The organism is Endozoicomonas sp. G2_1, from assembly GCF_017744155.1.
GTDB lineage: Bacteria > Pseudomonadota > Gammaproteobacteria > Enterobacterales > Alteromonadaceae > JAGHQT01.
Genome location: NZ_JAGHQT010000001.1, coordinates 465,163 through 490,590, shown reverse-complemented (window position 1 = coordinate 490,590; position 25,428 = coordinate 465,163). Strand labels below are relative to the sequence as shown.

27 protein-coding genes are annotated in these 25,428 nt (G+C 42.6%); 14 read left to right on the top strand and 13 right to left on the bottom strand.

The window, feature by feature from the left end; genetic code table 11:
* Positions 1-202: 202 nt before the first annotated feature.
* Positions 203-1,006, top strand: a complete 804-nt coding sequence (locus J7384_RS02245; RefSeq protein ID WP_209110865.1) for a DUF2884 family protein — start codon at positions 203-205, stop codon at positions 1,004-1,006.
* 92 nt (positions 1,007-1,098) lie between these two features.
* Here the strand turns inward: J7384_RS02245 and J7384_RS02240 are convergent, their stop codons facing one another.
* Both J7384_RS02240 and J7384_RS02235 read right to left on the bottom strand, forming a co-directional pair.
* On the bottom strand, positions 1,099-1,371 hold the full coding sequence (locus J7384_RS02240) for an antibiotic biosynthesis monooxygenase (RefSeq protein ID WP_209110863.1): 273 nt from the start codon (positions 1,369-1,371) through the stop codon (positions 1,099-1,101).
* 59 nt (positions 1,372-1,430) lie between these two features.
* Positions 1,431-1,967 (bottom strand): GNAT family N-acetyltransferase, encoded by a 537-nt coding sequence (locus J7384_RS02235; RefSeq protein WP_209110861.1) that lies wholly within the window; start codon positions 1,965-1,967, stop codon positions 1,431-1,433.
* A gap of 100 nt (positions 1,968-2,067) precedes the next feature.
* Here J7384_RS02235 and J7384_RS02230 point away from each other — a divergent pair, with 100 nt between their 5' ends.
* A complete protein-coding gene (locus J7384_RS02230) occupies positions 2,068-2,967 on the top strand; it encodes a LysR family transcriptional regulator (protein ID WP_209110859.1) in 900 nt (299 codons plus the stop codon).
* 51 nt (positions 2,968-3,018) lie between these two features.
* On the opposite strand, the gene J7384_RS02225 is transcribed toward J7384_RS02230, so the two are convergent.
* The 4 genes from J7384_RS02225 to J7384_RS02210 all read right to left on the bottom strand — a co-directional run bounded on the left by J7384_RS02225 (position 3,019) and on the right by J7384_RS02210 (position 6,187).
* Positions 3,019-3,813 (bottom strand): response regulator, encoded by a 795-nt coding sequence (locus J7384_RS02225; RefSeq protein ID WP_209110857.1) that lies wholly within the window; start codon positions 3,811-3,813, stop codon positions 3,019-3,021.
* Positions 3,814-3,820: 7 nt separating this feature from the next.
* Positions 3,821-4,144, bottom strand: coding sequence for a stress response translation initiation inhibitor YciH (locus J7384_RS02220; protein ID WP_209110855.1), 324 nt, complete (start codon positions 4,142-4,144; stop codon positions 3,821-3,823).
* A gap of 367 nt (positions 4,145-4,511) precedes the next feature.
* Complete coding sequence (locus J7384_RS02215) at positions 4,512-5,438, bottom strand: FAD-binding protein (protein WP_209110853.1); 927 nt, start codon at positions 5,436-5,438, stop codon at positions 4,512-4,514.
* On the bottom strand, positions 5,435-6,187 hold the full coding sequence (locus J7384_RS02210; RefSeq protein ID WP_209110851.1) for an electron transfer flavoprotein subunit beta/FixA family protein: 753 nt from the start codon (positions 6,185-6,187) through the stop codon (positions 5,435-5,437). Before J7384_RS02210 ends, J7384_RS02215 begins: the two co-directional genes overlap by 4 nt.
* 343 nt (positions 6,188-6,530) lie before the next feature.
* Between J7384_RS02210 and J7384_RS02205 the strand changes: the two genes are divergently transcribed.
* The gene (locus J7384_RS02205; protein ID WP_209110849.1) at positions 6,531-8,180 is read left to right on the top strand and encodes an electron transfer flavoprotein-ubiquinone oxidoreductase; all 1,650 of its coding nucleotides are present in this window, start codon (positions 6,531-6,533) and stop codon (positions 8,178-8,180) included.
* A 72-nt stretch (positions 8,181-8,252) separates the two neighbouring features.
* Here the strand turns inward: J7384_RS02205 and J7384_RS02200 are convergent, their stop codons facing one another.
* From J7384_RS02200 to J7384_RS02185, 4 genes are all read right to left on the bottom strand, one after another.
* The gene (locus tag J7384_RS02200; protein ID WP_209110847.1) at positions 8,253-9,065 is read right to left on the bottom strand and encodes a DUF2884 family protein; all 813 of its coding nucleotides are present in this window, start codon (positions 9,063-9,065) and stop codon (positions 8,253-8,255) included.
* 146 nt (positions 9,066-9,211) lie between these two features.
* Positions 9,212-10,900: a FapA family protein gene (locus J7384_RS02195; RefSeq protein WP_209110845.1), complete on the bottom strand. Its 1,689-nt coding sequence runs from the start codon at positions 10,898-10,900 to the stop codon at positions 9,212-9,214.
* Between the two features lie 31 nt (positions 10,901-10,931).
* Positions 10,932-11,258, bottom strand: coding sequence for a hypothetical protein (locus tag J7384_RS02190; protein ID WP_209110843.1), 327 nt, complete (start codon positions 11,256-11,258; stop codon positions 10,932-10,934).
* 156 nt (positions 11,259-11,414) lie between these two features.
* Positions 11,415-12,713 carry a CinA family nicotinamide mononucleotide deamidase-related protein gene (locus J7384_RS02185; protein WP_209110841.1) on the bottom strand — a complete coding sequence of 433 codons (1,299 nt, stop codon included), beginning with the start codon at positions 12,711-12,713 and terminating at the stop codon, positions 11,415-11,417.
* Between the two features lie 150 nt (positions 12,714-12,863).
* On the opposite strand from J7384_RS02185, the gene J7384_RS02180 reads away from it, so the two are divergent.
* The 6 genes from J7384_RS02180 to dapA all read left to right on the top strand — a co-directional run bounded on the left by J7384_RS02180 (position 12,864) and on the right by dapA (position 16,661).
* Positions 12,864-13,658 (top strand): DUF4097 family beta strand repeat-containing protein, encoded by a 795-nt coding sequence (locus J7384_RS02180; protein ID WP_209110834.1) that lies wholly within the window; start codon positions 12,864-12,866, stop codon positions 13,656-13,658.
* A 108-nt stretch (positions 13,659-13,766) separates the two neighbouring features.
* Positions 13,767-14,108: a hypothetical protein gene (locus J7384_RS02175; RefSeq protein ID WP_209110833.1), complete on the top strand. Its 342-nt coding sequence runs from the start codon at positions 13,767-13,769 to the stop codon at positions 14,106-14,108.
* A 140-nt stretch (positions 14,109-14,248) separates the two neighbouring features.
* On the top strand, positions 14,249-14,710 hold the full coding sequence (locus J7384_RS02170; protein WP_209110831.1) for a hypothetical protein: 462 nt from the start codon (positions 14,249-14,251) through the stop codon (positions 14,708-14,710).
* A complete protein-coding gene (locus J7384_RS19640) occupies positions 14,700-15,053 on the top strand; it encodes a cupin domain-containing protein (protein WP_209110829.1) in 354 nt (117 codons plus the stop codon). Before J7384_RS02170 ends, J7384_RS19640 begins: the two co-directional genes overlap by 11 nt.
* A 288-nt stretch (positions 15,054-15,341) precedes the next feature.
* Positions 15,342-15,725, top strand: coding sequence for a hypothetical protein (locus J7384_RS02160; protein ID WP_209110827.1), 384 nt, complete (start codon positions 15,342-15,344; stop codon positions 15,723-15,725).
* A gap of 18 nt (positions 15,726-15,743) precedes the next feature.
* The gene (dapA, locus tag J7384_RS02155; protein ID WP_209110825.1) at positions 15,744-16,661 is read left to right on the top strand and encodes a 4-hydroxy-tetrahydrodipicolinate synthase; all 918 of its coding nucleotides are present in this window, start codon (positions 15,744-15,746) and stop codon (positions 16,659-16,661) included.
* 149 nt (positions 16,662-16,810) lie between these two features.
* On the opposite strand, the gene J7384_RS02150 is transcribed toward dapA, so the two are convergent.
* Positions 16,811-17,722, bottom strand: coding sequence for an RNA pseudouridine synthase (locus J7384_RS02150; protein ID WP_209110824.1), 912 nt, complete (start codon positions 17,720-17,722; stop codon positions 16,811-16,813).
* Between the two features lie 111 nt (positions 17,723-17,833).
* Here J7384_RS02150 and J7384_RS02145 point away from each other — a divergent pair, with 111 nt between their 5' ends.
* The 3 genes from J7384_RS02145 to J7384_RS02135 are packed head-to-tail and all read left to right on the top strand — an operon-like array spanning position 17,834 to position 19,077.
* Entirely contained in the window at positions 17,834-18,169 is a 336-nt protein-coding gene (locus tag J7384_RS02145) for a ribonuclease E inhibitor RraB (protein WP_209110822.1), read from the top strand.
* Between the two features lie 38 nt (positions 18,170-18,207).
* Entirely contained in the window at positions 18,208-18,447 is a 240-nt protein-coding gene (locus tag J7384_RS02140) for a hypothetical protein (RefSeq protein ID WP_209110820.1), read from the top strand.
* A 12-nt stretch (positions 18,448-18,459) separates the two neighbouring features.
* Positions 18,460-19,077 (top strand): ACP phosphodiesterase, encoded by a 618-nt coding sequence (locus J7384_RS02135; RefSeq protein ID WP_209110818.1) that lies wholly within the window; start codon positions 18,460-18,462, stop codon positions 19,075-19,077.
* Between the two features lies 1 nt (position 19,078).
* Here the strand turns inward: J7384_RS02135 and J7384_RS02130 are convergent, their stop codons facing one another.
* A complete protein-coding gene (locus J7384_RS02130) occupies positions 19,079-19,753 on the bottom strand; it encodes a nitroreductase family protein (protein WP_209110816.1) in 675 nt (224 codons plus the stop codon).
* A gap of 436 nt (positions 19,754-20,189) precedes the next feature.
* On the opposite strand from J7384_RS02130, the gene J7384_RS02125 reads away from it, so the two are divergent.
* Together J7384_RS02125 and J7384_RS02120 are read left to right on the top strand one after the other, a co-directional pair.
* On the top strand, positions 20,190-20,714 hold the full coding sequence (locus J7384_RS02125; RefSeq protein WP_209110814.1) for an SRPBCC family protein: 525 nt from the start codon (positions 20,190-20,192) through the stop codon (positions 20,712-20,714).
* A gap of 58 nt (positions 20,715-20,772) precedes the next feature.
* Entirely contained in the window at positions 20,773-21,150 is a 378-nt protein-coding gene (locus tag J7384_RS02120; RefSeq protein WP_209110812.1) for a PH domain-containing protein, read from the top strand.
* Between the two features lie 121 nt (positions 21,151-21,271).
* On the opposite strand, the gene purL is transcribed toward J7384_RS02120, so the two are convergent.
* The gene (purL, locus tag J7384_RS02115; RefSeq protein ID WP_209111288.1) at positions 21,272-25,231 is read right to left on the bottom strand and encodes a phosphoribosylformylglycinamidine synthase; all 3,960 of its coding nucleotides are present in this window, start codon (positions 25,229-25,231) and stop codon (positions 21,272-21,274) included.
* Positions 25,232-25,428 lie beyond the last annotated feature (197 nt).

Here is a 25,428-nt window from a genome sequence, read left to right as displayed (position 1 = left end):
GAGTACTTATCCTTGATTAGTGAAGGAGACTAAAAAATAGTTAATTTAACTAATAGTTACTTTTAAATTACTTTCTCTTGCTTGGTTTTTTATTTATCTTATTGAAAGATATGGCTTTTAATTTTGGCATTGGTTTTGTTAATAACAATTCAAAGCTACTCGCAACGCGGATAGTTCCATTATTTAATTAAAGGAAGACGTTATGAACAAATCAATTTTTTCAATGCTTATTGGTGCAACATTGATCGCAGGCTCTATGGCTATTCCAGTAGCCCAAGCACACAATTCTTGTAATGTTAACCTTAATGCCGATGTTAGAATATCACCAGAAAAAATTGAGTTTTTTGATAATGATCAAGCGCTTTATTATATCGAAGACGATCACAAGCTTTTTGTTAATGGTAAGCGCGTCTCGCTATCTCGTGGTCAGCAAAGTTTAGTTAATGAATTTTCAGAAAAAATTCGCGGCACTGTACCTGAAGTTAAAGCTGTCGCTATTGATGGCGTTGACTTAGCCATTGAAGGAGTTAATTTGGCCTTCAACGAGCTCTTGGGACAGGGCAACAAGGTTAGCACTGAATTGACCGAAAAACTAACTTCTATAAAGCTTAGAGTGTCAGAAAGGTTCGAGCAAAGTGCTACCTATACAATCGATAAAGACGGTAAAACCGTTGATAGTATACTGGGTGAAGATTTTGAACAAGAAGTGGAAGAAGTTGTTGAGGGAACCATCAAGCAGTCAATGGGCAGCTTACTAATTGCTGTTGGTCAGGAGTTGTTAACTGCGGGTGGTGATATGAGTTCGTTCGAGCAAAAAATGGAAGATTTTGGCCAACGCATTGAGCGAGAAATGGAGCAACGCGCAGAACACATCGAAACCAGAGCTGAAGCTTTGTGTCAAAGTGTTGTGGTAATCGATCAACTTGAAAATGAAATGTCTGACAACATTGATGAGCTATCTGGTATTAACGTAATCAGCGCATCTCACCATAGCCAAGAAATCTAAGAGTTTGGTAGCTAAAATTAAGCAAAGCGGCTGGTAGCCGCTTTTTTAATAAAGAATTTAATCCTTTAAAAAACGAGACGATGCTTATTCAATTAGTTTATGTTAAAGCTTCTCTGTACGTCTTTTGTCAATTTTCCCCAATTTGATTTTTTGATGCGTTTTTGGTGATGCTCAAAAGCTTGTTGATCAACGAACTCTTCGTAAACGTCAAATCGAGTGCTTAGCTCTTCGTTTTGAATGACGTTAAATACAATACAGCCAGCTTCTTGGCGCGTAAGTCGTATATGGTGGGCTAATTCTGCTTTTATCGTTTTTAGGTCTTGCTTTGGGACAATAATAAAGCCTGACAGTACTACTTTGCTCATTGTTTTATCCAGTATTCATTTGTTGAATTTGTTAGAGATAATCAATAAAGCCGCGAGTGTTACCTTAGTGATTTGGTATATTTGCATAAATCAACCGTTATTCCGTCAGGTTGAAGGTAATTGTTAACCAGTATCTCTTTGAATGAGAAACCCGCGCGTTCAGCCAATTTAACACTTCTTGTGTTTGATTCGTGTATACGACAAAAAGCGGTTTGTAAGTCAGTTTCAGTTGCTAGCCAGTTTAATACGTACATTAATCCTTGGTGCATGGCACCTGTGCCCTCTATGCAGCTGTCGGCAAAGTAGCCAAGTTCTGCTTCAGAGTTTTGCCAATCAATGTTTTTTACGTCGATGTAGCCAATCATATCGTTAGTTTCTAATGATGTTATCGCGAATACAAAGAATGACTTTTCAGCAGTTTTTTGAGTGATCTCGTCACAATATACTTTAGTCGATGCCAAGCTTTCTGTTTTTTTTAAGGTGGTGGTAAAAAAATTTCCCAATCTATTGCGATTTTTATCAACCAATTCAAAAAACTGTTGGTAATGATTAGTTTGGAATAAACCTATATCGCAGTGTGCTGTCATTGTTTTCATATCTAGAGCTTAGTTGTGGTCTGTGTTGGCATAATAAAGTTTGCTTATAGTTTCATAAATAGACATTATTGAAATGGTTCTTGTCTTAAATGGAAATAATGTGGACTTTGTCGATTGTTCAAAAGCTTTTTTACTGGTCTCAGAGCACAAAAATTTTAAAATTGCTGCTGAAAAAATGGGATCGTCAGCCTCTACAGTAAGTAAGAAGGTTCGCTATTTGGAAAACCAGTTAAAAACTAACTTGTTGGTAAGAACCACGAGAAGGGTAACGCTAACTGAAACTGGTGAGTTATTTGCCAAGAAAATGAAATACTTGCTCGCTGAGTTAGATGAGACCGTGGTGACGGTTAAGCAGCTGAGTAAGCAACCTCAAGGTAAACTAAAAGTAGCAGGCAACACCTTAATTGGTTCTAAAATTATTAGCCCCAGTTTGCCAAGTTTTTTGGCTAAGTACCCTGAGATTGATATTGAGTTATCGGTATTGCCAATTGGTAGCCCGCCTAGTAGTGAAAGTGATATCACAATCACGAGCAATAATTATGAGATAGACTCTCTTAGTTATCGCAGAATTCCGTTAGTCAGTTATGACATCGGGTTTTACGCGGCACCATGTTACTTAGAAGGGGTCACAAGGATAGAAAGTATTGAAGATCTCGAAGCACAGCCATTTGTATTGTCGAAAATCTATTATCAAAAGCGAGCATTTGAATTGTCTGATGGACGAAAAGTGAGGCTGAACAATGCGAGGTTTGTCTCAGATAACGTCGAAGCTTTGTTTGAAAATGTACTCGCGGGTGTCGGGATGTTTTTTGCGCCAGATATGTTTGTGAATCAATATTTGAAATCTGGGCAGTTGGTACGAGTATTACCTGAAATGAAAGGACCAAAGTCGAAGATGGTAGCGCTTTATCCTAATCTAGATTTTATCCCTCAAAAAACGCGATTGTTTTTGGACCATATAAAAGAATATACCAGTAAGGCCAAGCTCTTAGACGCGTGAAGGCAAAACCAAAAACGCTCAAAACTAATGGGTTTTGAGCGTTTTTATCAGTTATTCATTTAACAGTTTGTATAAAACTTGTTTAACAAACTTGGGTTCGAAAGGTTTATCACACAGAGCATTGACACCATCTTGTTCAATGTTGGCAAGGTGGCTCTCGTTACTTTCACTGGTGACCATTAATACCGGGATATGAGATTGCTGACTTTGTTCGCGAATGTATTTAGTCAGGCCTCGACCGTCAACTTCTGGCATGTTGAAGTCTGTTACCACTAAATCGAACATTTCTTCATTGATATACTCGATTGCTTGCTGACCATCGATTGCTTCAGTGACTTTTTCCAGTCCTAGGTTGTTGAGTACTCGGCGGATGTGGTTGCGCGCTAAGCGGCTGTCATCCACTAAGAGAACTCGAATTTCTTTAACGTCGAAATAATCTAAATCCATTTCGTCGCTAGAGAGTAGGTCGATAGTATTTTCAATAGCTGACGACAAATGCTCTGCGGTAAATGGCTTTGGTAACAGTGCGATAACACCCGATTGTTTAAACTCTTCAAGGTGTGCGGTTTTTACTTCGCTGGTCACTAACATAAATGGCGTGTCAGGATACTCACTCTTTCTCACTTGTTTGAGCAAATCCAATGCAGTGCCATTGTCGAAATACATTGCACTAGCAATTAGATCTCTAGGGTGCTTGCCGATAATGTCTTTAGCCTCTTCCATGGTGCTAGCGGTGACGATGTCAGTCAAACCCTGTTGTTTGAGTTTGTTGACGATTATTTTTTGTTGAGTGTCTGATGGTTCTACCAACAGCATGGAAAGTTCGTTAACGGCTATTTTACTCACTGGTTTACTATCCCCCGATAAATTTAACTTTAAAGCCTTCTTTTTCTAATACTTGTTTGATGGCGTCGCGTTTGTCGCCCTGGATTTCGATAGTTTCACCGACAACGCTACCACCACAGCCACAGGTTTTCTTGAGCTTGCTGGCAAGCGCTTTTAACGCTTTACTATCAAGGCCTAAGCCCGAAATAGTCATCACACCTTTACCTTTACGACCTTTAGTTTCGCGTCTTACTTTCGCAAAGCCGTCTGACGGTGTCACTTTTTCTGTTTTTTCTTGGTGAATGCGACCGCTTTCGGTTGAATAGACTAAGTTGTTGTCGTGGTTTGGCATGATAAGGTACTGACGATTATAAAACTGTGGATGCGGAAAATGCGCTATTTATCGTCATTTGTCAATCTTGTTGCTATCAGTTCTCGGTAATTTAAGACAAGGTACTGAATATATCCGCTCTTTGCCATCTGACGTATATGAATGCACTAATGTCTCGACAGCCAAGGATGGCGGTAGAGATCATGGCACCGCGTTATTGCCAACATGGATGTTGGTACTTAGACTTTGTCAGGAACAAAAAGTCTGACCGCTCTTCCTCGGCTCTGGCTTCCATGCTTCGCTTTACCTCGTAAGGTCTCTTTACTCGTGAACATAAAAAAAGGGATTGCAGTGCAATCCCTTTATCGATTCATTTATTTGTAATGAATTATAGCTTGCCTTCAAGTTCAGGTAAGGCGTCAAATAAGTCGGCTTCTAAACCGTAGTCAGCCACTTGGAAGATCGGCGCTTCTGGGTCTTTGTTGATCGCAACGATAACCTTAGAGTCTTTCATACCCGCTAAATGTTGAATTGCACCACTGATACCAACGGCAATGTACAAGTCTGGCGCAACGATCTTACCGGTTTGGCCTACTTGCATGTCGTTTGGTACAAAGCCGGCATCAACAGCGGCACGAGAAGCACCAATAGCTGCGCCAAGTTTGTCAGCAATACCTTCAAGTAACTTGAAGTTGTCGCCGTTTTGCATACCGCGACCACCAGAGATAACCACATTTGCAGCACCAAGGTCTGGGCGTTCTGATTCTGTAAATTCATCGCTCACATGGCTTGATGTTTGCGCGTCAGTCGCTTGGTCAAGATTGACTACTTCAGCACTGCCATCGGTAGCGACTGCATCAAATGCTGTTGCGCGCACAGTGATTACTTTTTTGCTGTCTTGACTTTCCACCGTAGCAATTGCATTACCAGCGTAAATAGGGCGAACAAAGGTATTGGCACTTTCTACTGCGATAATATCTGAAACCTGTGCAACGTCTAAAACTGCGGCAACGCGTGGCATAAAGTTTTTACCCGTTGTTAACGCAGTAGCTAAAATGTGGTCGTAATCGCCGGCAAGTTCAGTGACTAACAAACTAACGTTTTCCGCCAACTGGTTAGCGTAGGCAGCGTTGTCAGCGGCAAGTACTTTGCGTACACCGCTGATTTTAGCGGCTTGCTCAACAACTGCTTGGCAGTTTTCGCCCGCCACTAGCACGTCGATGTCACCACCAATTTGCTGGGCAGCAGCAACTGTTTTTAAGGTGTCAGCTTTAAGCTGATTATTGTCGTGTTCTGCGTAGACTAAAATGCTCATGAAATCACCTTGGCTTCAGTTTTTAATTTGTTAATTAATTCATCAATGCTTTCTACTTTAATGCCCGCTTCACGCTCTGCCGGTGGCGTTACTTTAAGTAGCTTAGTACGAGGAGTTAAATCAATACCAAAATCAGCTGTTGACTTTACATCTAGCGGCTTGCGCTTAGCTTTCATGATATCTGGTAATTTTGCGTAACGCGGTTCGTTTAAACGCAAATCAGTAGTCACAATAGCAGGTAAGTTTAAGGCAACTGTTTGTAAACCGCCGTCAACTTCACGAGTAACCGCAACTTTATTGTCTGCAACTTCAACTTTTGAGGCGAAAGTACCTTGAGGCATGCCGGTGAGTGCTGCTAGCATTTGACCGGTTTGGTTGTTGTCGCTGTCGATTGATTGTTTCCCTAAAATCACTAAGCCTGGTTGCTCTTCGTCAACAACTTTTTGTAGTAATTTGGCAACGTTTAACGACTCAACTTCTTGGTCGGTATCGATTTGAATCGCGCGATCAGCACCAAGTGCTAATGCTGTTCTCAATTGCTCTTGGCAGCTCTTTTCGCCAATTGAAACGGCGATAACTTCAGTCGCTACACCAGCTTCTTTTAAGCGAATAGCTTCTTCAACAGCAATTTCACAAAACGGGTTGATGGCCATTTTAACGTTAGCTAAATCAACATTTGATTGATCAGCCTTAACCCTTACTTTCACGTTATAGTCAATAACGCGTTTAATAGGAACTAATATTTTCATTACTATTTCGCCTGTATCTTTACGTTTACGTTTACGTTCAGCCTAATAAGTTGCCACAAATTAGTCAATTGTACTCAGAGTGTTAAACTCGACTCTAAGTAGGGTAAAAGTCTAGTATTAGTAAATTGTCATTTACGGTGCTATTAAAACCTAGCATTTAATCGAATAAAAAATCAAACAAGTGTTTGAATTTTTCATCGGCAACCGATATTATCAAACAAGTGTTTGAATACCAAGTTTAATCGCGATATTTTTATTTGCTAACGCTAAGTGCCTATTTTAATTAGGCTAGCGAGCTACTTTGGCAAGTAAAAGCGAGCTAAATTATTTTTAGGGGGGAATTATGGAACGTGAATCGATGGAGTTTGACGTTGTCATTGTTGGGGCTGGGCCTTCGGGTCTATCAACGGCATGTCGACTAATGCAACTTGCACAAGAAAAAGAACAAGAACTAATGATTTGCGTGGTTGAGAAGGGCTCTGAAGTCGGCGCACACATTTTATCAGGTGCTGTTTTTGAACCGACTGCATTAAGTGAGCTATTCCCTGATTGGCAAGAAAAAGGTGCGCCACTAAATACGCCAGTGAAAGGCGACGATATTTATTACTTCAACAGTGATAAAGGTGCCCACAAGTTACCCGGCTTTATGACGCCAAAAACCATGCACAATGAGGGCAACTACATTGTGAGTATGGGTAATGTATGCCGCTGGTTAGCGGAGCAAGCCGAGCAGCTAGGCGTTGAAATATTCCCGGGCTTTGCCGCGCAAGAAGTACTTTATAATGACGACGGCAGCGTTGCCGGCATTGTTACTGGTGATATGGGCTTAGACAAAGACGGCAACGAAAAAGACTCGTTTATGCCTGGCATGGAATTAAGAGCTAAATACACTGTATTTGCCGAGGGTTGTCGCGGCCATTTGGGTAAGGAGTTGATCAATAAATTCAACTTGAGCGACGGCAAATCGCCACAGCACTACGGCATTGGCTTTAAAGAAATTTGGGATATTGACCCAGAGAAACATCAAGAAGGTTTAGTCGTTCACTCTGCGGGCTGGCCGCTGGGCAATGACACTGGCGGCGGTGGCTATTTATATCACGCTGAAAACAATCAGGTTTTCGTCGGTTTAATCGTAGATTTAAGTTACTCAAATCCGCATTTAAGCCCGTTTGAAGAGTTTCAACGTTACAAACATCACCCAAAAATTAGTCAATACTTAGAAGGTGGTAAGCGCGTTTCATACGGCGCCAGAGCCTTAGCTAAAGGCGGCTTTAACTCATTGCCCAAGCAAGTTATGCCGGGTGCTATTATGGTTGGCTGTGATGCTGGCACCATGAATGCCGCTAAAATTAAGGGTAATCACGCTGCCATGAAGTCGGGCTTACTTGCCGCTGAAGCGATTGCTGAGGCATTGGTAAGCGGTGACGAGGGCGGTAAAGAGCTCACTAGCTATGAAGATAAGTTTAAGGCTTCTTGGCTTTATCAAGAGCTTTACGGGACTCGTAACTTTACTCCGGCAATGCATAAGTTAGGCACCTTTTGGGGCGGCGCTTATACCACCGTTGATCAGAACTTCTTTGGTGGTAAGTTACCGTTTAACTTTACTGACTATTCGCTAGATCACGCCCAATTGAAGCAAGTAAGTGATGCTCCAGTGATCAACTATTCAAAGCCTGATGGCAAGTTGAGTTTTGATCGACTGTCTTCGGTATTTTTGTCAAATACTAACCACGAAGAAGAGCAGCCATGTCATTTAAAACTTGCCGATGCGACGATACCGTTGTCGGTAAATATGGAAAAATACGCTGAACCTGCTCAGCGTTATTGTCCGGCTGGTGTATATGAAGTGCAAGAGACCGAAGAAGGGAAGCAGTTTGTCATTAACGCGCAAAACTGTATTCACTGTAAAACTTGTGACATCAAAGATCCGAGCCAAAATATTACTTGGGTAGCGCCTGAGGGCGCGGGTGGCCCGAACTATCCAAATATGTAAGCTATTGCTAAAGACGAAAAAGGCGCTAATTTTAGCGCCTTTTTTCTTATTAGTTTGCTTAGTCACAAATCATTATTGAGATTGGTGAGCGTCATCTTGGCCGGCATCAATTAGGTTGAAATTAGCCAGTTGAGGTATATTCATTTGAATATTGTCTTCGAGCTTGTCGAGTTCGAGTAATTTATCACAGAACATTGCCGCTCGGCTCTCAAGTGCTTTAGCTTTGTCACCTACCTCAAATTCGAGGTTTTGGCTCAAACTAGCAATGCGATCGTCAAAGGTATCAACCCTAGCTTCACTATTTTGATCTTCACTAGCGGTCATCGCTTCACCAACAGCGACCAAAATACTGCCCAGTGAACTACTGATGATTTCTTCTATTTCTTGTTCAAATTGGCCAGCAAAAATTTCGTCGAAGTCATTAAAGTCTTGTGGCGCAATATAGTAACTTTGATCGCTGTGATTAAAGCGTTTGCGCAGCCTCAAATGTAAATCATCAAACTTTTCTTGGAATTTTTGATGGGTTTGGCTGTTTTCGCCGGTTAGGCCACCGATTACTGTATTAACTGCTTTCAAGCCAATTTCGACTCCCTCAATAGCAATTGAAACAATAACTGGGACTTGGCTGCGAATACCTTGAGTGTATTGGCTGAGCTCTTTTTGTTGTAGTGTTGACAGTTGTATTTCACGACCGCTAATAAACAGCTGGTGGTCACCGTTTATTTGTACTTTGGTTTGACCGTGATCGAGAAAACGAACGTGTTTAGGGTCTATCACTACACCGTAGTTGAAGTTGACGGAGCAGTGATCGGCATAAGCACTAGAGGCCATTAAGCTAAGAGCTAAGCCCAAAATACGAGGTTTGGTAAATAAGCTGAATTTCACAACAATACCCTTAAAAACTGCGATGACGATAAACAGATATTGTTAAATTTTATCACTTATTTGCAGTGTCGTGGGTGAGCTAGTCGTAAAAAAATATGACTTGGGCGTGAAAAGTAGTCGTGTAGTTCGTTTATTCTAGAGAGTTGTTAGTCGTTAACAATAGGATCAACAATTATCTTACGGTCTTGATAACGCATTCTACTGGGGCCGTACTCTCGTTTACTGCGTTCACAAAGTTCACCTAAATGGACTTCTACGCCTTGAAATAGTTTTTCTCGGGCTTCGACAAAGGTATTGTTTAGGTAATCTTGGATACTCGCTTCTTGGGCTTGTTTTTGCAGCAATAATTCACCCATGAGCTTGGCGTGTTGTTTATAGGCGGTGACAATTTTGGTAAGTAATTCCGGCTTTGCTTTATCTTTTGGCAAGGCTTTAAGCTTTTTCACCGCGCCTTGCAGCTCTTCTACTTGGCTAGACTCAATGTGAAACTTTTCGTTGATAATCTCGAGTTCGGCGCGTAATGATGCCAGTTTGTCTTTAAATACGATGATCGTGGCGGAACCTGCGGTAGCACCTATGGTACCTGCGTAAACAGACTCGTTGGTGCTGATGTAGCCAGCGATGAGTTTACCATCTAGCTTTTCTTCTTCGCCGACCCATAAAGAGCCGTTTAGGTGAATAATGTTGTGCATCAATTGGTTTTCGATGCGCATATTTCCCTGACATTCTATTTGTGCATATTGACTGTACATCGCAAAAATATTGCCACCGGCTTTTAAGCAAGCACTCATGTGTATGTCTTCAACACTGGTGGTTTCAACGTCCTGTTTTTTACCAATAATGCCTTTCGCTATGGTGATATCACCACCTGCTTTTAACTCTGCCGATTCGACAAAACCGCCTACGGTAATATCTCCGCTAGCGCTAACACGCATGTTTTCTTTGACGTCGCCTTCGACGATAACGCTGCCTTCAAAATCAATATGACCACTGCCAACATCGACGTTTTTCGTAATAAAAACCTGATCGACTTCCATGCCGTTATTGGTAATTTTTGGTAAGCCAACTAATGTTGAAAGTAACAAGTTGTTATTTTTTGGATCGAGCTCTGTTCCTTCGCCTGGCACTAACTCTTTATCTTCACCTGGTTCTGGGTGTAAAACAGTGCCAGTTACTGTGTAGCCTTGAACACCCATTGTAAATGGGATTCGTTCGACCAGAGGGTCGCCAACCTTGACGCAAATAATGGCGCCTAAGTCGCGCATATCGACAGTGCCATCTTCTCGCTCTTGCGGTTTTAAAATTCGGTTTTGTGCGCTTTCTACCAGCGGTTTAATCCGAGTGTCTTTACCTTTTTCAGGTAGTTTACCAAAAGCGATTTCTGCGTTGACGCTAACACCTGCAGGGGAATTGTGCGCTTGCTTAGTTAAGTTGATTAGGGCTTGCTTGCGAAAGCCCTTACGAACGCCCAAGGCTTTCGCGCCGTCGAGAATTTCTTGTGCGGTGAGGTGCTTGCCGCCTTGTGCTGTTGTAATGTCAGCAATGGCGGTCATTTCGTCTTTGTCTATGGTGACAGAAAGCTTTGCAGGTAAGCGCTCGAGAATTTGGTAGACAATTTTTTTGCCTTGTTGTTCGCCTGTGAGGGTTTTAAGTTGCTCACTGAGTTCGGCAAGGGCATTTTTGATGTTATCGTCGAGGCGAGCGAGATCTTGATAGCCTTCTTGGTCAATAAGCTTGTCAATATCGGCAATAGTAATGAGCTCAGCGGTTTTAACTGGCTCTATTACTAGATCGATATTGTTTTGCTTGTTACTGACTAGGCTTACCGTGGTCATCGTTGCTGCCTCTATAATGACCTAACCTCGACTAAATGTAGCTGTCTTGGTGAATTTTGATAAAGTTAGGTGTACCTTCTTTAGTGTAGTCTACTTTGTACTCTTTGCCGTCAAGTGCTTGAACAAAAAGTAACTTTTTCTCTTCACCAAATACCTCAATCGACGCTAAATCAATGACTTCTTGATACGCTTTTTTGGCTTCAGACTTTTTAAATGGCACGTTGCCATTGTAACTACCTAAACCGCGATGGCTCACAATCACGACTTGATGACCACCGTTAACGATGAGCAAGTCGATTTTTTTTACTTTGTGAATGATCGTATTTCGACCACTTGTAATGTAATTCTTCTCGATCAAAACTGTCCCCTACCTATGGTAAATGCTGACTTAATAGTTATAGTTTACCCGAGCAAAATGGCAAACCCTCTACTCAACTTAACTAAGCAGCCTAACTTGCTGTTAGCGCACAATATATAGAGTTTTAAATATTGACGCAATGTCAATCATCTGTCGCTACTTGCTGTTGATGGCTCTTTCTTTAATATATATCGGCATTTCATTCGATTTTAATAGCCAACGACGCACCAAATCTAATGCTATGGTACTGACGCGTTGCTGAAATTGAATTCTTGGCCCAGGAATGCGCAAACACACTCGCTTGATGTCGTTTTTGTCACCCCAAGCTAGCCATACGGTGCCGACGGGTTTGTCTTCGCTGCCACCGCCTGGGCCTGCGATACCAGAGACGGCAACTGCGATATCTGCGCCTGATTGAACAAGTGCGCCTTGTGCCATGGCAACTACGGTTTGTTCGCTTACTGCGCCAAATTCAGTTAATACCTGCTCGGGAACAAACAACAACTTTTCTTTGATATTGTTGGCATAGCTGACAATACCCGCTTCAAAAACCGAAGATGAACCAGCAATTTGAGTGACTTGGCTGGCAATTAAACCACCTGTGCAAGACTCTGCTGTCGTTAGTTTGAGCTGTTGCTCTGCCAGCAAGTTATTAACAACTTGCGCAAGCTTAACTGGCTTATCCTCAACAACATTAACTAGGTGCTGGCCGACCAAGCCCAAGAGTTTCTCCAACCAGTGTTGATGTAAGTCTTTGTCAATTTGCCTGTGGCTAGTAATTTTCACTTCAAGCATAGGATGACTTGCGCGAAAACCCAGTTCCAGTGCTGCTGGCCAATCAGGACAGTGCTGGCTAATCACTTGTTGTAGCGTCGACTCTCCATAGCCAAATACTTGTAATCGTGTTGTTTTACTTTGCTGCTGAGCGGGTAACAATTGCTTAATATGAGGAATGATTTGCTCTGACAGCATAACCTCTAACTCTCTTGGCACGCCAGGCGTACAGATAACAAGGCATTGGTTAAGTGACAAGCTAAAACCTACAGCACTGCCGAGTCGGTTAGCAACTAAATCGCAGTGCTCAGGTAACATTGCTTGTTTTAAGTTGGGCTCGCTTAAGGCAATACCTCGTTGTTGGCACCAAGTTTCAAGGTGAGCCAGTGCTTGAGAATGTTCAGCCAAAGGGATTTGCGCGGCTTGCGCAAGGGCTTGAGCGGTTAAGTCATCAACTGTAGGCCCTAAACCGCCGTTAACGATGACAATATCAGCTTGTTTTGATAGGTGGATGAGCTCGTTGATTAACAGTGTTAAGTCGTCAGCGACTGCGACTCGGCGTCGCACTTCAATACCTATATCTTTGAGCTGCTGCGCGATCATCGCTGAGTTTGAATCGACAACATCGCCTGACATTATTTCGTTGCCGGTGAGTAATAACTGGACGTTCAGAGCATTCATAAGCTGTTGTTATCGTGTGTGATGGCGATAGCCTAAGCAAGTTACTGGTAATATGGAAGTAAAAAAATAAAAGAAAATTGAATCTCGGTTTAAACCCTATTTATCGGCGGTGCATCTAAGTGAGTAAATTGACTAAATGGAAAGATGACAATGACATTTTTAACATCGACTTTAACACCAATAAAAACAAGCGTGATCGCATTAACAGTAGTCGTTATGGGAGTTTCCGGCATAGCAATGGCTGACGCCGGGGTTAGCCGTGAAACAGTAAAAGATAGTTTTACCGTTGACCAAGGTAGTCAGTTTATTTTGGAAAACATCAATGGCAAGGTCACAGTGAGTAGCTGGGCCGGAAATACTATAGAAGTGGTTGCAGAAAAGGCAGCGAAAAGTCAAAAAGCACTCGAGCAAACTGAGGTGCAGATGAGTCAGCAGGGCAACAAGGTTTTTGTTAAAACTGAGTACCATAATGCTTCAAAATGGAGTGAAAGTGGTAATTACTCTAAAGTCACTTATCAAGTAAAATTGCCTCGCGGTATGGCGTTAACGGATATTGATTTAGTCAATGGTTCGCTTGTCGTCAATGGAATTGACGGTGAAATTCGCGCAGAATTAGTCAACGGCTCAATTAAAGCAAACGGTTTAACCGACAACGGTGATTTAGAGTCTGTCAATGGCAGCGTCAAAGTATCTTATGAGCAATTGAGCTCGGTAGATAAAATTAAACTCACCACGGTCAATGGCAGCATTAAGCTATCAGTACCAGATAATCTCAGTGCTGAAGTTGTTGCCGATACCAACCACGGCAGTATCAAAAATGACTTTGGTTTGGTTGCTGAAAAAGGCTTTTTTTCAGGACGTAGCTTAAAAGGTACAGTTGGCAGCGGCGATGCACGTATTATGCTAGAGAGCGTCAATGGCAGTATTAGCTTAAAAGCGGACTAGTTATTGATTCAAATTATAAAAAAACTAAGATTGAGCCAGTGTTTTATCACTGGCTTTTTTGTACACTGTTTTTTAGCTTGAAGCTTTGTTCGGGGAAGGCTGTCAGTAATGATCTACGAAGTGTTTTTAGTTATTTGTTCAGCAATCGTTTGTGCTTTAGCGACAGAACTTCACTGTAGATTGCAAATGAAACAAATCGCTAAAAGTAAAACGGCTAAAAATCTGTTTATTCATTACCTAATTGCTGTTGGTTGTTTTATCGTGACATTAGGAAGTGCACAGGTCCTTTTTCACGCTTATTCTTTAGCTGATATTCCAAACATGCAAAGAATGATATTTCTTGTTATTTCCAGTTTAGTTTTTGTCATGCCAATAGTATTTATTACTGGCTGGCGCTATCCAAATATTCTAGCAAAAATGGAGAAGTGGCGGGACTCAGAAAAGAGTTAACTACCTGAAACTCAGAACGCATGCTGTCGAAAATTACTATTTAAATAAGCTCTTAATGGTGATGTTTTTTAATAGTTTTAGTAACTAATGCACTCTAATTTTTACCAAGCTGAAGTTAAACACATGATAGGATTAAATTTATGGATGAAGTATTTGAGTTAGAATTATACTCCCGCCCAAATCGGCTACTAGATCCAGACTTTGGCAAATTATTATCTCATGATTTCGGCGACCTAGTGTTAGGTTTGTCGAATATCCCCTCTAAAGTTGATTCTGATAATTTAATCATTGCAATTGCTGAAGGGGAAATAACTGAGGCGGAATTTAATTCTTTTTGTATTATTAACAACCTTCAGTCGTCTGTTTATAACTGTGACAGTGCAGCAAAGTTTTTAGCGTTTTTATATGGTACTCCAGTGGCGTGGATACATTTACCATATGATGATTATGGTTTAGCCATGTTTAAAGATATTTTAAACTGGGCGTGCCAAAATGATTTAAACATTCAGTGCGGCAGTAATTTGCATTGTGAGTTATCAACAAACGTAAAGCCAGTTTATTGGGACAATATATCCACAGGAAGTATTACAAGTGATTCGTAATTTTTTAGAAACTGAAAAGCAAATACAACACTCTGCTCATGAGGGGGGTGGCTCTGTCGAACTATATGAAATATGGAGTAAGTCAGACTTTGTTAGCAACTGTGACTTTATTGATAGGCAAGTGATTCCGCCCAATAGCACTGTTGGCTATCACAAACATGGTAACAATGAAGAGATGTACATCATTTTGGCAGGCACTGGCACCATGACTATTGATAATCGAGAAGTGAAGGTTAAAAAAGGCGATATGATCAAAAACAAGCCTTATGGTGAGCACGGACTAATAAATGACTCAGATGCAGACATTGATTTGCTTATTATTCAGTTTAGTTTGGATAAGTAATGAGCCTTCAATTACGTAAACTTTACTTGTAGTTTGGCATTTCAAACCGAAGGTTATTAACCAACCTTCAATGAAGCCCTGAATGTAAACTCAATTTTGCGTGTTCTCAACGCATCTACTGGTGAGTTACGTTTGGGGCTATGTTATTATCGAGCCCAAGCAATCGTTAACTATCACACTGGCTGTAGCCAAATTAATATTGTGCTTTCTTCGCTTATTCTGGCGTTGTCACTAAGTCGTGTGATTTTTAAACGAAAACCACATACCTAATTACTGAAGAATTTAAAGATGATCACCTATTCACGAGACATGCTTATAGGACAATGGTATCGTACTGAATACGATGAAAATGGTTGTCAGATCAGTGAATACGCTCACATTTCTCCAGACGGCAGTTTTGAGTTTACCTTTGTCAGCCAAAACGCCAAAGGAGAAGTCGCCGAACAAATTATTGAGTTAGGGGACTGGGGCTTAGTGGGTGATATTCATTTTACCATGACCAAAAGTGAGTTTGTTGACGAGCAACACTACGCTGCTGACTTGGCAGATGAACAAAACTATCATGCGTACAAAGTTCTTGAATTGACTGGCCAAGTGTTTCGATACCAACACATTGTCACTCAAGAAATATATCAGTTGAAGAGAATTGCCGAACAAGCCGGCAACTGTTAGAAGAGAATAAACGAAATAATGAACCTAGAGCAGATCAAGCAAGCGAGTTTAATCACCGCCATCAAAACCCCTTATAATCAAAAAGGTGATATCGACTTAGCTAAATACGACTGGTTAGTTGAGCAACAAATTGCCGCAAAAGTTGATGGTATTATTGTTGGTGGCACAACAGGCGAAGGCCAGTTGATGAGCTGGGAAGAGCATCTCATGTTGATAGCTCACAGTGTCAACAAGTACGGCAAAGAGTTAATTATTGTTGGTAATACCGGCAGTAATAACACCCGTGAAGCGATTAAAGCAACGGAAAATGGTTTTGCAACAGGTATGCACGCGGCCTTGCAAATTAACCCTTATTACGGTCGCACGTCAGACGCCGGTTTAAAGCAACACTTTGAACGTGTTTTAGATATTGGCCCAGCCTTTATTTACAATGTTCCGGGTCGCACGGGGCAGGATTTAGGTCCAGATATTATCGAGCCACTCGCTGGTCATAAAAATCTCATTGGTATTAAAGAGTGTGCCGGTAACGAGCGTATTGGTCACTATGAAGCACAAGGTATTGCTTGTTGGTCAGGTAATGACGACGAGTGTTTTACTGGCCGCCATCAATACAAATCTCACGGTGTTATCTCTGTGACCTCAAACTTGGTACCGGGCCTAATGCGCACTTTAATGGATGATGCTAATGCAGATGCATTAAATAGCTCGTTAAAACCGTTGATGAACTGGTTGTTTAGTCAACCAAATCCAATTCCGCTCAATACTGTCATGGCGATGACAGATGCGGTTGCGCCTAACTTCCGTTTGCCTTATGTCGCCATGAGCCAAGCCGAGCGCGAACAAGGGTTAGCCTTGATGCAACAGCTTGCCAAAAGCGACTACCTTGGCGATAAGCTTGAACTATTAGCAGATGACGATTTTAACTATTGCGCATAATCTTACTCTTAGTTTTATTGCGTAACGCATAGTTTTACTGTTTAACGCTTAGTTAGGCGGATAAATAATTGAAAGGCACTGTACTTATCTAATACCAATACAGTGCCTTTTTTTGACTTGTTATTTCGTTCTTATTTTTGTTGGAATCGTTAGTCTGTTAGTTTGGCTAAACTAGGTTTTAGTACTTCGGGTAATTCTACAATTGTATTCTTTTGCGTTAATGGACAAGTAAACGCTAACTTCACTGCGCACAGTTGCAGATCTGGTTGGGCTTCACCAAATTCATTACTTTGAGACGCTGTTGGCTTGCCATGTAAACGATCACCAACCACTGGAAAGCCGATGCTAGCGGCGTGTTTTCTAATTTGATGCTTGCGGCCGCTATCTATTTTTACTAATAGCAAAGACATATCAAGCGCAGACTGATAACTAAGCAGTGAAAACGTACTCTTTGCTGGTTTGTCATCTATGTCGCTATCGACAACGTATTGTTCAAGCTCGGCATGTCCGTGCACAATTATCTGGTAATACTTAGCAAGTTGGCGCCGCTCGAACATTTGGCTAAGCGCTTTAGCAACGCTTTTTTTGTGGGCTATGATGATTAAGCCCGTTGCCGCTCGGTCTAACCGGTGCACGATAAACGCGGGCCGCTTTAACGAGTCATTTATCTCAATAAATCGATTTATCGTGCAATGGTCACTCCACTTTGAGCCTTGGCAAAGCATGCCATAGGGTTTATACCAAATACTGTAATCGCCAAAGTCTTCAATTAATTGCGCAGGTTCGGTTGTGCTGTTAAGAACGTCAAGGTTGTAGTAAAAGCTCAACTTATCTTTCGGCTGTAATGAGGTTTTTACTCGCCTTAGTCGACGGGTGCTGTTAGCTCGGGTTAACCACAGGGCGCCCTTGCTTATCGCGGATTTAATTTCTTGTTTACTTAATACTTGAACCGAGGCTTGTTCTTCTACTTGTTCAGATTGGTGATGCAGTTCGCGCTCTATTAATTCAATTAACCTGTCGGTGGCTTCGTTAATGTAAATGGTTAATTGAAATCGACTCATTGGTAAAAATTAGACTGTTAAATGAAGGTATATTGTAACAAATCAAAGCCGTGAAAGCTCAGCTCTTGTTGTGTTACTATGGCGTTAGATGTACTTATACAGATTTATTTTATGACCACACGTGATTTAACACTTTTTCCTGAAGATGAACTTGGCAATGCATTATGGCAACGAATGCTTGAAGGGGATGATTTAAGTTTAGAGCGAGAAGTCGAATTTTCAGTTATTTTTCCTACCGATGAACAAGCATTAAAGTTTGGCCAACTATTATTAGAAAATAATCAAAAGCTATCGTTTAGTCCATACCAAGGTAGTGATAGCCATCCGTGGGAAATTACCGCCTATCCTTTCATGGTGCCGAGTTATGAAAACATTATGGCTTATCAAAGCTTGTTAATTGAACACGCACCAACCTTTGCTGGTCAGTTTGACGGTTTTTACTTTTAACGCAATTCGATGTAACTGAAAGAAAAGGTTGAAAGCTGATGTTTGATCAAGCGCAACTGACGCAACTAAAACAGCAATTTAAAGGGCTAGAAAAAGCCAGCAGCGATACTTTTTTCAAGCAAAAAAATGTTATCAAGCAGGTGTTGGCAGGCAAGTCAGTCAATTGCTTAAACTGTCAGCAGCCCCTGGCGTTTTATCGCCAAGGTAAATCTGTTGAAGGCGGAGAAATTTGCTGTGCCAAGGGCTGCACCTCAATAGCCCTTGATTTCGAAAGTTAAGCCGTCAAAGCGATGAACTACCTCGCTCATTTGCTACTATCGCCCGCGGATACCGATGTGATGATCGGTAATTTAATGGGCGATTTTATCAAAGGACAGGCGATTGAACGTTTGCCAAATAAGATTGCTGCCGGCGTAAAGCTTCATCGCGCGATTGACAAATTCACCGATAATCACCCGCAAGTTCGAGCGCTCAAAGCATTGCTTACTCCTGAGCGTCAGCGCTTTGCGGGTATCATTAGTGATATTGTCTTTGATCATTTGATTGCGCTCAACTGGCGCGATATTAATACAAAGCATTGGTCGCTTCATCAGCAAGCGGAACTTGCCGAATTTAGTCGCCAGTGTTATTCGTTTTTTCCCGACTATTACGATGTTATGCCTAATGCTATGAATACCATGGTAAAGCGCATGGCCGCTGGCGATTGGCTGTTGGGGTATCAACATTTCGCGTCAGTTGATGGTGCGATAAACGGTGTTAGTCGAAGAATTCGATTTAAGAATCAATTGGCAGGGGCAAGTACAGAAGTCGCTGACCACTTTTCCTCGTATCAGGCGTGTTTTGAACAGTTCTTCCCTGAACTGTGTCAGTTTGTTGAGACCTATCTCAATGATTTATCTGATAGTTAGGTTACAAAAAGCTGGCGATATCATTTAGTGGCTTTTTGATTTGGGCGTGATGCGGTACGGTCGCATCTTCCGCAGGGTAGCCTGCAATGAGCAACATGTAAGCGCGATCGTTATCTGTACGTTGGCAGATTTTATTCAAAAACGACATTGGCTTTGGCGTATGGGTTAATGTCGCCAAACCAGCACTGTGTAAGGCGTTGATTAAAAAGCCGGTGGCAATGCCCACAGACTCGTGCACGTAATAGTTAGTGTTTTGCTCTTCAATGGTCAAGCCGCCTTTTTTCTGGCTAAAAATAGCAATCAACCAAGGGGCAATTTCCAAGTATGGCTTGTCGGCATCGGTGCCCAATGGTTTTAGTGCCTCTAACCATTCTTCACCAGCGCGTCCTTCATAAAAACCGCGCTCATGAGCTTCGGCTTGTTCTCTTACTTGACGCTTGATCTCTGGGCTGCTGATAGCGGCAAAGTGCCAAGGCTGGTGGTTGGCACCATTTGGTGCGGTGCCAGCGGCCTTGATACAGTTCTCAATAATCGCTCTGTCAACGGGGCGGTCACTGAATTTGCGAATACTGTGGCGGCGCTTAATGTTGTTGTAGAAATCTTCTGAACGGCGCAACATTTCATCGGCTGGGTATTCAATAAAATCTGTGAGTGGATCGCAATCGTGCTTTTGCATGTTTTTTCCTATTCTGTCTTGTATGGCTCAAGCCATTTATTATTAATGGTGATTATACCCAAACCACCTCAAAATGCATGATTCAGCGCTCTCACAGGGACTTAATATCAAGGCGCAGCTAGCAGGAATGGTCATTCCCTTTCAATTAGCTGCAACGCTGAGAGTAAGCCCCTGTGAAGCGCCCAAAGGATTGGTTTAAAAGACAATTTATTCTGCGTTATTGATTTTAACAAGGGACTAACCATTCTTTGCAATCAATGCCTTGCCTAAATTGTTTTTAATTCCAACTGAACAAGTATCTTGAGGTAGCTTGGGTATAGAACTTAGTTAGCCGTTTTTAGTTTCAGCTTTTTTTCACTTGCTAAAAATCAGTTTAACAGACTATCTTTGGCATGTAGTAAAGGCAAATAAAACAATAATTAACGAGAGGCCTAAAATGATTAAAAAGCTCATTATCATATTCTTTGGTATCGTCGCACTGTTTTTACTGGTCGGCTTTTTACTGCCGTCAGAGTTTCGCGTTGAAAGGTCAATAACCATTAATGCACCGGTTGAAAAAGTCTATCCAAAAGTTGCTGACTTAAAGCAGTGGCGGCAATGGGGCGTTTGGTTTCAACGGGATCCACAAATGACGGTAACGTATCAAGGTCGAGTTGCTGCTGTTGGCATGAAATCTAGCTGGCAAAGTGACAGTGAGGGCAGCGGTGAGATGCAAATTAAAACCCTCATACCCAATAAAATGATGGTATACAGCCTCTACTTCCCTGAGTTTGAAATGGGCTCTACTGGCGAGTTTGAGTTTATCGACCAAGGACAACAAACAAGAGTTATTTGGCTTGATTACGGCGATGTCGGCAGTAACCCCGTTAATCGCTATTTTGCGGTGATGATGGACAGCATGGTTGGGCCTGATTTTGAAACTGGGTTGGCAAATTTGAAAGTCTTAGTCGAATCGAACTAGTCGTTAATTGGTAGATGGTTTATGGTGTTAGTCATACTAGTTCTGGTAAGGATATTTAATGATTGATTTTAAAAATTCGTCGATTTTTAAGCTGAAACCGATTGAAAACGACAAAGCACGCGAAGATTTCCACAAATTTCTAATTGATGGCGAACATATATTTGCCGCTTTTAAAACAATTCGAGACCAAGTGGTGTTCACCAATAAACGGGTGATTGCGGCAAATGTTCAAGGAATAACTGGCTCTAAGGTTGACTATACGTCATTGCCATATAGCAAGATTCAGGCGTTTTCGGTTGAAACTTCCGGCACCTTTGATTTAGACAGTGAAATCGAGTTGTATATTAGTGAGCTTGGCAAAGTGCGCTTTGAAATTAGAGGCTCGTTCGATTTAGTCACGTTCAATCGATATATTAGTGAATATGTCTTGGCTTAATTGAAATTAATGTTTGTAGCTGATTGTCAGTAAAGTTAATGATTGGTCGTTAAGGTGACTGAGCGAGCAATAAAAAACCAGCACATTGTGCTGGTTTTTTTAGTTAACGAGTAAGTGTCAGTTAACCGACAAACTTACGGGCATTGCGGAACATGCGTACCCAAGGTGAGTCTTCACCCCAGTTATCCGGATGCCACGAGTTAGCGACCGTTCTAAAGACGCGCTCAGGGTGTGGCATCATAATGGTGACGCGACCATCAGTAGTAGTTAACGAGGTAATACCGTCTGGCGAGCCATTCGGGTTGGCAGGATAGGTTTCGGTAACATCACCGTAGTTGTTGACGTAACGCATTGCCACTGTGCCTGAATTGTTGGCGGCATCAACCGCTTCGTCAGAAGCAAACTCTGCGCGACCTTCACCGTGAGAAACGGCAATTGGCATTCTTGAACCAGCCATACCTTTGAAGAAGATTGACGGGCTTTCTTGAATTTCAACCAAAGAGAAACGCGCTTCAAAACGCTCAGATTCATTTTGGACGAAATGTGGCCAAGCGTCACTACCCGGAATGATTTCTTTTAGGTTTGATAGCATTTGACAGCCATTACAAACACCAAGTGAGAAGGTTTCAGGGCGTTCGAAGAAAGCCTTAAACATGGCGCGGGCATCGGCGTTGAACAAAATAGATTTCGCCCAACCTTCACCTGCACCCAATACGTCACCGTAAGAGAAACCACCACACGCAACTAAGCCAGTAAAGTTAGCTAAATCAACGCGACCAGCGAGAATATCTGACATGTGGACGTCAATGGCGTTAAAGCCGGCGCGATCAAATGCCGCTGCCATTTCAACGTGAGAGTTAACCCCTTGTTCACGCAAAATCGCAACTTTCGGGTTGGTACCCGCCTGGGCATCTTTAACAATTAAGTCAGCGACGATATCTTCGTTGATATCAAAGCTAAGCTTAGCGTTTAAGCCTGGGTCTTCAGTGTCAAACTTAACGTCGAACTCTTCTTGTGCACACTCTGGGTTGTCACGCATCGCCTGCATTTTTAATGTTGTTTCTGCCCAAACAGTGCGGAAGTAGGTACGGCTATTTTCCAATACAGTTTCACCATTACGGCTAAATGAAATCGTATCGGTATCATTTAAGCGGCCGATGTCGGTGCATAAATCGAGGATGCCATGGTTGGCAAAAACTTTGTGAACAGCGTCAACATCAGTTTCGCGAATTTGGATAACAGCACCTAGCTCTTCGTTAAACAGTACTTCTAAATCTGAGCCGCCCAGTTTGCTAAGGTCAATATCAACACCTGTGTGACCGGCAAACGCCATTTCAGCAACTGTTGTGAAGAGACCACCATCACTGCGATCGTGATAGGCAAGAAGTTTTTGCTCAGCCACTAAAGTTTGCATTGCGTTGAAGAAACCTTTTAGGGTTTCAGCGCTGTCGACGTCTGGCGTTTCGGTGCCAAGCTGTTTGTATACCTGCGCTAAACACGAGCCACCTAAGCGGTTTTTACCGCCTGATAAATCAATCGCGACAATGCGACTTTCGCCCTGGTCGGTGCGAAGCTCTGGCGTTACCGTTTTGCGAACATCTTCAACGCGACCAAAAGCGGTAATCACTAATGACAGCGGTGCTGTTACTGAACGATCTTCAAGGCCAGCTTTACCATCTTGTTGCCACTTGGTCTTCATCGACATTGAGTCTTTACCAACAGGGATGGTTAGACCTAACGCCGGACAAAGTTCTTCACCAACGGCTTTAACTGCTTCGTATAGGCCTGCGTCTTCGCCCGGATGACCAGCAGCAGCCATCCAGTTAGCTGAAAGTTTAATGCGATTTAAATCGCCAATATCAGCAGAAGCAATATTGGTTAATGATTCAGCTACCGCTAAACGGGCAGAAGCGCCATAGTTAAGCAAGGCAACCGGTGTGCGCTCACCCATAGACATGGCTTCACCGTGATAAGTATCAAGTGCTGCTGTGGTTACTGCACAGTCGGCAACGGGTACTTGCCATGGGCCAACCATTTGATCGCGTGCTACCATACCTGTGACACTGCGGTCACCTATTGTAATTAAAAAGGTCTTCTCGGCAATGGTTGGTAAACGCAGCAAGCGATCGGCAGCATCAGCGACTGAAACCTCGCTAAGCTCAAGTACTTTGCCAGTTTCGGTTTTACTCTCAACATCACGGTGCATTTTCGGCGGCTTGCCAAGTAAAATGTCTAATGAAAGATCAATTGGTTTACTTTTGGTAGGGCAGGCGTCAAAATGCGAGTCAGTGAGTGTTAAATGCTCTTCTTCAGTGGCACGGCCAACTACCGCAAATGGTGCGCGCTCACGTTGACAGATTTCAGTGAACAGTGGCAATTGCTCGTCGTTTACCGCAAGTACGTAACGCTCTTGTGATTCGTTACACCAAATTTCAAGTGGCGACATGCTGCGCTCGTCGTTTGGTACATTGCGCAGTTCAAAGTTACCGCCGCGACCACCGTCAGACACTAGCTCTGGGAAGGCGTTTGATAAGCCACCAGCGCCAACATCGTGAATAAACAGAATTGGGTTGTCGTCGCCTAGTTGCCAACAGCGATCGATCACTTCCTGACAGCGGCGCTCCATTTCTGGGTTCTCACGCTGAACTGAAGCAAAATCTAAATCTTCGGCTGATTGACCAGATGCCATTGAAGATGCCGCGCCGCCACCAAGGCCGATGTTCATCGCTGGACCACCTAAAGCAATCAGGTTAGCGCCAACGTTGATTTCACCTTTTTGCACGTGCGAGTCGCGAATATTACCCAAGCCACCAGCAAGCATGATTGGCTTGTGATAACCGCGCACTTCTTCACCGTTAAATGAGTGGACATTTTCTTCATAGGTACGGAAGTAGCCTAAAATATTTGGACGACCGAATTCGTTATTGAAAGCAGCGCCACCGAGCGGGCCTTCAATCATAATATCTAGAGCATTTACAATGCGCTCTGGCTTGCCGTAATCGGTTTCCCATGGCTGTTCAAAGCCCGGAATACGCAAGTTAGACACGGTAAAACCAACCAAGCCCGCTTTTGGCTTAGAACCAATACCCGTTGCGCCTTCATCGCGAATTTCACCACCTGAACCCGTGGCTGCACCCGGGTAAGGGGAAATAGCAGTAGGGTGGTTATGGGTTTCAACCTTCATCAAAATTTGAATATCTTCGTGGTTGTAACCGTATTCTTTGGTGTCAGGATTTGGGAAGAAACGACCGGCCTGAGAACCTACCATTACCGCAGCGTTGTCTTTGTATGCACTTAACACGTTATCGGGGTTGTGCTCATAGGTATTTTTAATCATTTTAAACAGCGACTTTGGCTGTTTTTCACCGTCGATAGTCCAATCGGCGTTAAAAATTTTGTGGCGACAGTGCTCTGAGTTCGCTTGTGCGAACATGTAAAGTTCGATGTCGTTCGGGTTGCGACCCAGCTTGGTGAAGTTCTCAACTAAATAATCAATTTCGTCATCAGCTAAGGCTAAGCCTAAATCGATATTGGCCTTAGCAAGTGCTTCGCGGCCATCCGCTAAAATATCGACTGACGTTAACTCACCGGGCTCAGCACTGGCGAATAACAATTGGCTGTCATTGCTGTCGGTTAATATCACTTCCATCATGCGATCGTGCAACAAGCCCTTTAAGGCGCTTAATTGGTTTTCGCTCAATTGGCTGGCGCGATCGCTGTCGCTGGTATCAATATCAATGTAGTAGGCTAAGCCGCGCTCTAATCTGATTACTTGGTTGAGGCCGCAGTTGTGGGCGATGTCGGTTGATTTAGAAGACCAGGGGGAAATGGTGCCGGGGCGAGGAGTGACGAGGAGAAAAAGGCCGTTGGGTTGGTGTTCTTCTATTTTCGGACCGTAGGTTAGCAGTTTGTCTAATACGGCTTGCTCGTCGGGGCCAAGGTCGGCAGATAAGTGGGCAAAATGTTGGTATTCTGCGTAGATATCACGTACCGGAAGGTCTAACTGAGCGCACTGTTTGAGTAGCTTTTCGACTCTAAAGTCAGATAAAGCCGGCGCGCCACGAAGTGTTTTAATCAACATCGACATATTGTAATTCACCAGGGTTGGATTTATACCAATAGCGTTTGCTACTAGTGTTGTTGGGTAAAAATCGCGCGTATTATAGTTGAATTCTCAGCCTTTGGTAAGCAGTAAAAACGACAATAAGTTGAAAAAATTACTTTGATAAAAGGCAAAATAACGAGACAATGAAAAATGGAATTTTATCAATCTGAGTC

What these genes read in the sequence shown, in the direction of transcription:
- J7384_RS02245 (WP_209110865.1), top strand. Translation starts at nt 203, where the DNA reads ATGAACAAATCAATTTTTTCAATGCTTATTGGTGCAACATTGATCGCA.
- J7384_RS02240 (WP_209110863.1), bottom strand. Translation starts at nt 1,371, where the DNA reads ATGAGCAAAGTAGTACTGTCAGGCTTTATTATTGTCCCAAAGCAAGAC.
- J7384_RS02235 (WP_209110861.1), bottom strand. Translation starts at nt 1,967, where the DNA reads ATGAAAACAATGACAGCACACTGCGATATAGGTTTATTCCAAACTAAT.
- J7384_RS02220 (WP_209110855.1), bottom strand. Translation starts at nt 4,144, where the DNA reads ATGCCAAACCACGACAACAACTTAGTCTATTCAACCGAAAGCGGTCGC.
- J7384_RS02215 (WP_209110853.1), bottom strand. Translation starts at nt 5,438, where the DNA reads ATGAGCATTTTAGTCTACGCAGAACACGACAATAATCAGCTTAAAGCT.
- J7384_RS02210 (WP_209110851.1), bottom strand. Translation starts at nt 6,187, where the DNA reads ATGAAAATATTAGTTCCTATTAAACGCGTTATTGACTATAACGTGAAA.
- J7384_RS02205 (WP_209110849.1), top strand. Translation starts at nt 6,531, where the DNA reads ATGGAACGTGAATCGATGGAGTTTGACGTTGTCATTGTTGGGGCTGGG.
- J7384_RS02195 (WP_209110845.1), bottom strand. Translation starts at nt 10,900, where the DNA reads ATGACCACGGTAAGCCTAGTCAGTAACAAGCAAAACAATATCGATCTA.
- J7384_RS02185 (WP_209110841.1), bottom strand. Translation starts at nt 12,713, where the DNA reads ATGAATGCTCTGAACGTCCAGTTATTACTCACCGGCAACGAAATAATG.
- J7384_RS02180 (WP_209110834.1), top strand. Translation starts at nt 12,864, where the DNA reads ATGACATTTTTAACATCGACTTTAACACCAATAAAAACAAGCGTGATC.
- J7384_RS02175 (WP_209110833.1), top strand. Translation starts at nt 13,767, where the DNA reads ATGATCTACGAAGTGTTTTTAGTTATTTGTTCAGCAATCGTTTGTGCT.
- J7384_RS02170 (WP_209110831.1), top strand. Translation starts at nt 14,249, where the DNA reads ATGGATGAAGTATTTGAGTTAGAATTATACTCCCGCCCAAATCGGCTA.
- J7384_RS02160 (WP_209110827.1), top strand. Translation starts at nt 15,342, where the DNA reads ATGATCACCTATTCACGAGACATGCTTATAGGACAATGGTATCGTACT.
- dapA (WP_209110825.1), top strand. Translation starts at nt 15,744, where the DNA reads ATGAACCTAGAGCAGATCAAGCAAGCGAGTTTAATCACCGCCATCAAA.
- J7384_RS02150 (WP_209110824.1), bottom strand. Translation starts at nt 17,722, where the DNA reads ATGAGTCGATTTCAATTAACCATTTACATTAACGAAGCCACCGACAGG.
- J7384_RS02145 (WP_209110822.1), top strand. Translation starts at nt 17,834, where the DNA reads ATGACCACACGTGATTTAACACTTTTTCCTGAAGATGAACTTGGCAAT.
- J7384_RS02140 (WP_209110820.1), top strand. Translation starts at nt 18,208, where the DNA reads ATGTTTGATCAAGCGCAACTGACGCAACTAAAACAGCAATTTAAAGGG.
- J7384_RS02135 (WP_209110818.1), top strand. Translation starts at nt 18,460, where the DNA reads ATGAACTACCTCGCTCATTTGCTACTATCGCCCGCGGATACCGATGTG.
- J7384_RS02130 (WP_209110816.1), bottom strand. Translation starts at nt 19,753, where the DNA reads ATGCAAAAGCACGATTGCGATCCACTCACAGATTTTATTGAATACCCA.
- J7384_RS02125 (WP_209110814.1), top strand. Translation starts at nt 20,190, where the DNA reads ATGATTAAAAAGCTCATTATCATATTCTTTGGTATCGTCGCACTGTTT.
- J7384_RS02120 (WP_209110812.1), top strand. Translation starts at nt 20,773, where the DNA reads ATGATTGATTTTAAAAATTCGTCGATTTTTAAGCTGAAACCGATTGAA.
- purL (WP_209111288.1), bottom strand. Translation starts at nt 25,231, where the DNA reads ATGTTGATTAAAACACTTCGTGGCGCGCCGGCTTTATCTGACTTTAGA.